5 protein-coding genes and 1 pseudogene are annotated in these 6,390 nt (G+C 69.0%); 1 reads left to right on the top strand and 5 read right to left on the bottom strand.

Annotated features, from left to right (window positions below):
* Together H0U68_RS03370 and H0U68_RS03365 are read right to left on the bottom strand one after the other, a co-directional pair.
* Positions 1-227, bottom strand: a pseudogene (locus H0U68_RS03370) (DUF3108 domain-containing protein); the annotation flags it as partial.
* On the bottom strand, positions 224-1,006 hold the full coding sequence (locus H0U68_RS03365) for an IclR family transcriptional regulator (protein ID WP_296352752.1): 783 nt from the start codon (positions 1,004-1,006) through the stop codon (positions 224-226). The pseudogene H0U68_RS03370 and the gene H0U68_RS03365, both read right to left, overlap by 4 nt.
* A gap of 95 nt (positions 1,007-1,101) precedes the next feature.
* On the opposite strand from H0U68_RS03365, the gene H0U68_RS03360 reads away from it, so the two are divergent.
* Entirely contained in the window at positions 1,102-2,115 is a 1,014-nt protein-coding gene (locus tag H0U68_RS03360) for a fumarylacetoacetate hydrolase family protein (protein ID WP_296352751.1), read from the top strand.
* Here the strand turns inward: H0U68_RS03360 and otsA are convergent, their stop codons facing one another.
* The 3 genes from otsA to otsB are packed head-to-tail and all read right to left on the bottom strand — an operon-like array spanning position 2,116 to position 6,110.
* On the bottom strand, positions 2,116-3,537 hold the full coding sequence (otsA, locus tag H0U68_RS03355) for an alpha,alpha-trehalose-phosphate synthase (UDP-forming) (RefSeq protein WP_296352750.1): 1,422 nt from the start codon (positions 3,535-3,537) through the stop codon (positions 2,116-2,118).
* Positions 3,538-3,570: 33 nt separating this feature from the next.
* Positions 3,571-5,364: a glycoside hydrolase family 15 protein gene (locus H0U68_RS03350; RefSeq protein ID WP_296352749.1), complete on the bottom strand. Its 1,794-nt coding sequence runs from the start codon at positions 5,362-5,364 to the stop codon at positions 3,571-3,573.
* Positions 5,361-6,110: a trehalose-phosphatase gene (gene otsB, locus H0U68_RS03345; protein ID WP_296352748.1), complete on the bottom strand. Its 750-nt coding sequence runs from the start codon at positions 6,108-6,110 to the stop codon at positions 5,361-5,363. The genes H0U68_RS03350 and otsB overlap by 4 nt, the downstream gene beginning before the upstream one ends.
* Positions 6,111-6,390: the final 280 nt, after the last annotated feature.

Below are 6,390 nucleotides of genomic sequence, written 5' to 3'. Positions count from 1 at the left end.
GGCCGCGGTGTCGCCGCAACGGGCCGTGGCGTAGGCGCGGGCGAGGGCACCGGTGCGGGCATTTCGGCAGGCGCTGGCGCGGCCACCTGCCGCACCGTGAAGGTCCGCGTCGCCTGCACCGGCGGATGCAGCAGCTGCTGCACCGGCGCCGCGCCCAGCAGCGCCAGGTGCACCGCCAGCACCGTGCCGGCCAGCAAGGCCAGCCGGCGCAGCGGTGCGGCTGTCATCCCTTGTGCCCCAGGTCGCTGGACAGCTGTGCGGCCACCGCGCGCAGCGGCTGCTCCACCGCGCCGCCCCAGTTCGGATCGAACGTGCCGGTGGGGCCCAGCGCCACCATGCCCAGCGCGATGTGGCCGTCGGAGTCGAACACCGGCGCGCAGAAGCCCACGATGCCGGGCAGCAGCGTGTCCATCACGCGCGCGGCGCCGCGCACCCGCACTTCCTCCAGCATGGCCTGCACGCCGGCCATGTTGGCGGGCACGTCGGTGCGGCCCTGCTTTTGCGCGCGGGCGAGCTCCTCCTTCAGCATGCCGGCGATCGCCTCGCGCGGTGCATAGGCAGCGAAGCAGCGGCCGGTGGCCGACGACAGCAGCGGCATCACGTCGCCCAGGCGCAGGTTGACGGTGACGGCCTGCGGCGACTCTTCCCAGTGCACGATGGTTGGGCCGTGGTTGCCCCAGACGGCCAGCGCCAGCGTGTGGCCGATGTCGGCCATCAGCCGCGCCAAGCGCTCGCGCGCCAGCTTCACCGCGTCCAGCCGCTCCAGCGAGGCCAGCCCCAGCTTGAGCGCGGCGGGGCCGAGGTCGTAGCGCGCCGAGGCGGTGTCCTGCACCACCAGTTCCAGCCGCTGGAAGCTCACCAGGTAGCGGTGCGCCTTGGCGGCGCTCATGCCGGCCGCCTTGGCCAGGTCGCGCAGCATCAGCGGCCCCGGCGCCTGGCCAAGGGCCTGCAGCAAGCCGAAACCCACTTCCACGGACTGGATGCCGGCGCGTTCCTTTGTGGTCATGCGATGCGCGGGCTACAATTACGTTTAGGTAAATTCATTTCGCAATGCGTAAAAGTCGGTTTGACTCTAGCGCATTCAAAACCCAAGGGCAAACGATGAAGCTTGCGACGTACAAGGACGGCTCGCGTGACGGGCAACTGGTGGTGGTCTCGCGCGACCTGGGCACGGCGCATTATGCGACCGGCATCGCGGCCAAACTGCAGCAGGTGCTGGACGACTGGGGCTTCCTGTCGCCGCAGCTGCAGGACCTGTACGAGTCCCTGAACCAGGGCAAGGCGCGCAACGCGTTTCCGTTCGATCCGAAGCAGTGCATGGCGCCGCTGCCGCGCGCCTACCAGTGGGCCGACGGCTCGGCCTACATCAACCACGTGGAGCTGGTGCGCCTGGCGCGCAACTCCCAGGTGCCGGCCAACTACTACACCGAGCCGCTCATGTACCAGGGCGGCAGCGACGACTTCATCGGCCCGACCGGCGAAGTGCCCTTCGTCACCGAGGACTGGGGCATCGACTTCGAGGCCGAGGTGGCGGTGGTGACCGGCGACGTGCCGATGACCGCCACGCCCGAGCAGGCGCTGGACGGCATCCGCCTGGTGATGCTGGCCAACGACTGGAGCCTGCGCAACCTGATTCCCGACGAACTGGCCAAGAGCTTCGGCTTCTTCCAGAGCAAGCCCGCCACCGCCTTCAGCCCGGTGGCCGTGACCCTGGACGAACTGGGCGACGCCTGGCAGGGCGGCAAGCTGCACCTGACGGTGCAAAGCCAGTGGAACGGCCGCACCGTGGGCATGTGCGACGCCGGCCAGGAGATGACCTTCCACTTCGGCCAGCTGATCGCCCACGTCTGCAAGACCCGCAACGTGCGCGCCGGCTCCATCATCGGCAGCGGCACCATCAGCAACCGCGCGATCGAAAAGGACGGCAAGAAGGAGTGGACGAAGGGCTATTCGTGCATCGCCGAGAAGCGCGCGATCGAAACCATCCAGGACGGCAAGCCCGGCACCGCCTTCATGAAGTTCGGCGACACGATCAAGATCGAGATGAAGGGCAAGGACGGACAGAGCATGTTCGGCGCGATCGAACAGAGCGTCGTCAAGCTGCCGGGGCGCTGATCAGAGCCTGAGCCAGGGAGTCCCCGTCTCCTCCGCCTTGGCCTTGCCCAGCGCGTCCAGGAAACTGTCGCACCACCAGTGCCCGTCGTAGCGGCGGATGGTCTCCATCAGTCCGCGGTGGCGGGCCTGGCGTTCTTCCAGCGGCATCTGCAGCGCCAGGTGGATGGCGCCGGCCGTGCCTTCGGTGTCGTAGGGGTTGACCAGCAGCGCTTCCTTCAGCTGCTCCGCCGCGCCAGCGAAGCGCGACAGCACCAGCACGCCCGGGTCGGCCGGGTCCTGCGCGGCGATGTATTCCTTGGCCACCAGGTTCATGCCGTCGCGCAGCGGCGTCACCAGCGCCACCCGCGCAGCACGGTAGATGCCGGGCAGGCGCGGGCGCGCCACGTTGCGGTGGATGTAGCGCACCGGCATCCAGTCCAGCTCGCCGTAATTGCCGTTGATGGCGCCGCACAGGCTCTCCATCTCGTGCAGCAGGTCGGTATAGGCGCTCACGTTCTCGCGGCTGGGCGAGGCGATCTGGATCAAGGTGGCGCTCTTGCGCGTTTCCGGGTACTTCTGCAGCATTTCTCGGAACGCGCGCAGCCGGTGCGGCAGGCCCTTGGAATAGTCCACCCGGTCCACGCCCACCAGCAGCTTGCGCCGCGAGTATTCGTTGCGCATGCGGTGGAACATCTCGCGCCCTTCGGGCGCCTCGGCCAGCGCGGTGAATTCGTCCACGTCGATGCCGATCGGGAAGGCGCCGGCCTGCACCACGCGGCCGAACACGCGCCAGCGGCCGGCCTCGACCTGCTGCGCATGCGCCTCGGTCTCGATGTAGTGACCGAAGTGGCCGAGGTCCGCCTGGCTCTGGAATCCCACCAGGTCATAGGCGCACAGCCCGCGCATCAGCCAGTCGTGGCCCGGGATGGCAGCCAGGATCAGCGGCGGCGGCAGCGGGATGTGCAGGAAGAAGCCAATGCGCTGTTGGCAGCCCAGCGCGCGCAGTTCGGCCGCCAGCGGGATCAGGTGGTAGTCGTGAACCCAGATCACGTCGTCGTCCTGCAGCAGCGGCTGCAGCTTGCGCGCGAACAGCTGGTTCACGCGCCGGTAGCCGCCGATGTAGCCGGCATCGAAATCCGCCAGGTCCAGCCGGTAGTGGAACACCGGCCATAGCACGCCGTTGGAGTAGCCGAGGTAGAAGGAATCGTGGTCCTCGCGGCTTAGGTCCACCGTGACCAGCTTGACCGGACCGGCCTGGTGCGTGTGCACTGTCCCTTCGCCGGCCTTGCCGCCTTCGGCTGTTTCCACCACCTTGCCGCTCCAGCCGAACCACAGCCCGCCGGTGCTGTTCAGCACGTCGGCCAGCGCCACGGCAAGGCCGCCCGCCGCCGCGGTCTTGCGCGGGTCCGCGACCCGGTTGGAAACGACGACGATGCGCGACATTGGTCCTTTTAAGTTGCGTTCAGATGACGTGGTTCAGATCACCGTGTCCCACGGCGCCGACAGGCGCACCGCGGCGTTGATCAGGCCCACCATGGAGTAGGTCTGCGGAAAGTTGCCCCACATCTCGCCGGTGACCGGATGCGTGTCTTCCGACAGCAGCCCCAAGCGGTTGCGGCTGGCCAGCATCACCTCGAAGATCTCGCGCGCCTGCTGCTTGCGGCCGATGCGCGCCAGCGCGTCGATGCGCCAGAAGGTGCAGATGTTGAAGGCCGTCTCGGGCTTGCCGAAATCGTCGGACGCCTCATAGCGGCGCATGTACGGCCCGTCGCACAGGGAGCGCTCCAGCGCGTCCACGGTGGAGACGAAGCGCGGGTCGCGCGGGTCGATGATGTTGACCTCGGCCATCAGTAGCGCGCTGGCGTCCAGGTCGCGCCCGCCGAAGCTCTCGGCAAAGGCGCCGCGCTCCTCGCTCCAGGACTCGGTGAGGATGCGCCCGCGGATCACGTCGGCGCGCTCGCGCCAGTAGTGCATGCGGTCGGGCAGGCCCAGCGTCGCCGCCACCTTGGCCAGGCGGTCGCAGGCGGCCCAGCTCATGAGCGCGGACGAGGTGTGGATGCGCGCGCGCGTGCGCAGCTCCCACATGCCCGCGTCGGGCTGGTCGTAGACGCGGAAGGCCTGCTCGCCCACCGCCTCCAGAAAGCCGAATTCGGCGCGGCCGGCGCGGCGCAGCAGGCGCTGGTCGTGGAAGGCCTGCGCCACGCCCAGCACGATGTTGCCGTACACGTCGTGCTGGAAGTGCTCCTGCGCCTGGTTGCCCACGCGCACCGGCCCCATGCCGCGGTAGCCGGGCAGGTGGCCCAGGATCGCCTCGGGCAGCTTTTCTTCCTGGCCGATGCCGTACAGCGGCTGGATGTGGCCGCCGCCGGAGCGAACGATCACGTTGGTGAGCCAGCGCAGGTACTCCTCCATGGTCGCCACCTCGGAGATGCTGTTGAGTGCGCGCACCACGAAGAACGCGTCGCGCAGCCAGCAGTAGCGGTAGTCCCAGTTGCGCCCGCTGTGCGGCGCCTCCGGGATGCTGGTGGTCATGGCCGCGATGATCGCGCCGGTGTCCTCGAACAGCGACAGCTTGAGCGTGATGGCGGCGCGGATCACCGCGTCCTGCCACTCCAGCGGCAGCGACAGCGCGCGCGACCAGTTGCGCCAGTAGGCGATGGTTTCCTGCTCGAACCCGCGCGCCGTGTCCTCGATGCCGGTGAGCAGGGTTTCGTCCGGGCCCAGGATGAAGTTCATCGGCCGGTCGAACACGAAATAGTCTTCCGACAGCACGTACGACAGCGGCGCATCGCTGTTCAGCCGCACCGTGGCACCCGGGCCGACGTAGCGGATGTGGGTGCTGCCCTGCGTCACGACCGGGCGCGCGCGGCCCCAGTCGAAGCGCGGGCGCAGCACCACCCGCACGCGCGGAGAGCCGCCCAGCACGTTGACGCGGCGCACCAGCGACAGCGGACGGAAGGTGCGGCCCCGGTTGAAGAACCGCGGCGCGAAGTCGGTGATCTCGATGCCCTGGCCGCGGCTGTCGTACAGCCGCGTGCGCAGCACCGCGGTGTTGGGCTCGTATTGCTGCTCGCTGCGCGCGAAGTCCTCCATCTCGAAGGCCCAGAAGGCGCCGTTCTCGCTGGGGTCCAGCAGCCCGTTGAAGACCGGGTCGCCGTCGAAGCGCGGCAGGCAGCACCACACGATGCGGCCGCGCTCGTCGATCAGGGCGTTGTAGGCGCAATTGCCAATCACGCCCAACTGAAGGGAAGGCTGGTGTGCGTTCATCATGGTGCGGGTGTTCTTGTCGTCGTCCTTGCGGCCATCGCCGCCTGCAGTTCGTGGCGCAGCGCCGCCGGATCGGGCAGGCGCTGCCAGGCAACGGTGGCGCCCTCGCCGACCTTGATGCCCAGCCCGCCCAGGCGCTGCACGGTTGAAAAACCGACTTCGTCGGTGATGTCGTCGCCGATGAAAAGGGGCACGCGCCCGGTGAAGGGGGCCTCGCCCAGAAAGTCTTCCACCGCGCAGCCCTTGCTGGCGCCGACGGGCTTGGCTTCGGCCACCATCTTGCCGCGCAGCAGCGTGAGCCCGGTTGATGCCTGCACGGCGTCCTGCATGGCGGTCAGGCACAGCGCTTCGAGCTCGGGGGCCTGGCGGTAATGCAGCGCAATCGAGCTGCCTTTGTGCTCCATGCGCAGCGCGGGGTGCGCGTGCACCAGCGCCGCCGCAGCCGCTTGCACCGTGTCCAGCGGCTGCGCGGCCATGCGGTTCAGCGCGCCGCCGGCGGTGCGCCGCTCGGCGCCGTGCACGCCGGCCACGGGCAGGCGCAGGGGGTGGAGGAAGGCGTCGATCTGTTCGATGGTGCGGCCCGAAATGATGGCCACGGCACCACCCAGGTACTCATGCAGCCAGGCCATGCTGTCGATCAGCGGCTGTGGCACGCGCACCGCTTCCGGCTGGGGCGCGATGTCGACCATCGTGCCGTCGAAGTCCAGGAACAGGGCGGACGAAGGGCAAAGCATCTCCACGAAAGTCATGCGGGCTGACCCTAACAGACGCTGCTGCTGAACTCCAGACGTGGCCGACGCTTGCCCGCGTAGGAACGAACCTACGGTGTGACCGGGGGTTGCGCGGACAGCGGGCGCATGGCGCACAATCCGGCGCCATGCAATGGATCACTCGTGCGCGGCGCTCCCTGGCCGTGGTGCTCGCCGTGCCGCTGATGGGCTGGGCGCAGCAGCAGGCGCCGGCAACGGTGCCGGCGTCGTGCGTGCCGCCGCCCTCGGCCGAAGCGGTGCAGGAAGCGGCCAAGCGTGC

The sequence above is a fragment of the Ramlibacter sp. genome (assembly GCF_013697775.1).
In the GTDB taxonomy this organism is placed as follows: Bacteria; Pseudomonadota; Gammaproteobacteria; order Burkholderiales; family Burkholderiaceae_C; genus Ramlibacter.
Note: the sequence above shows the minus strand (reverse complement) of the source record. Positions and strands in the feature narration are given on the sequence as shown.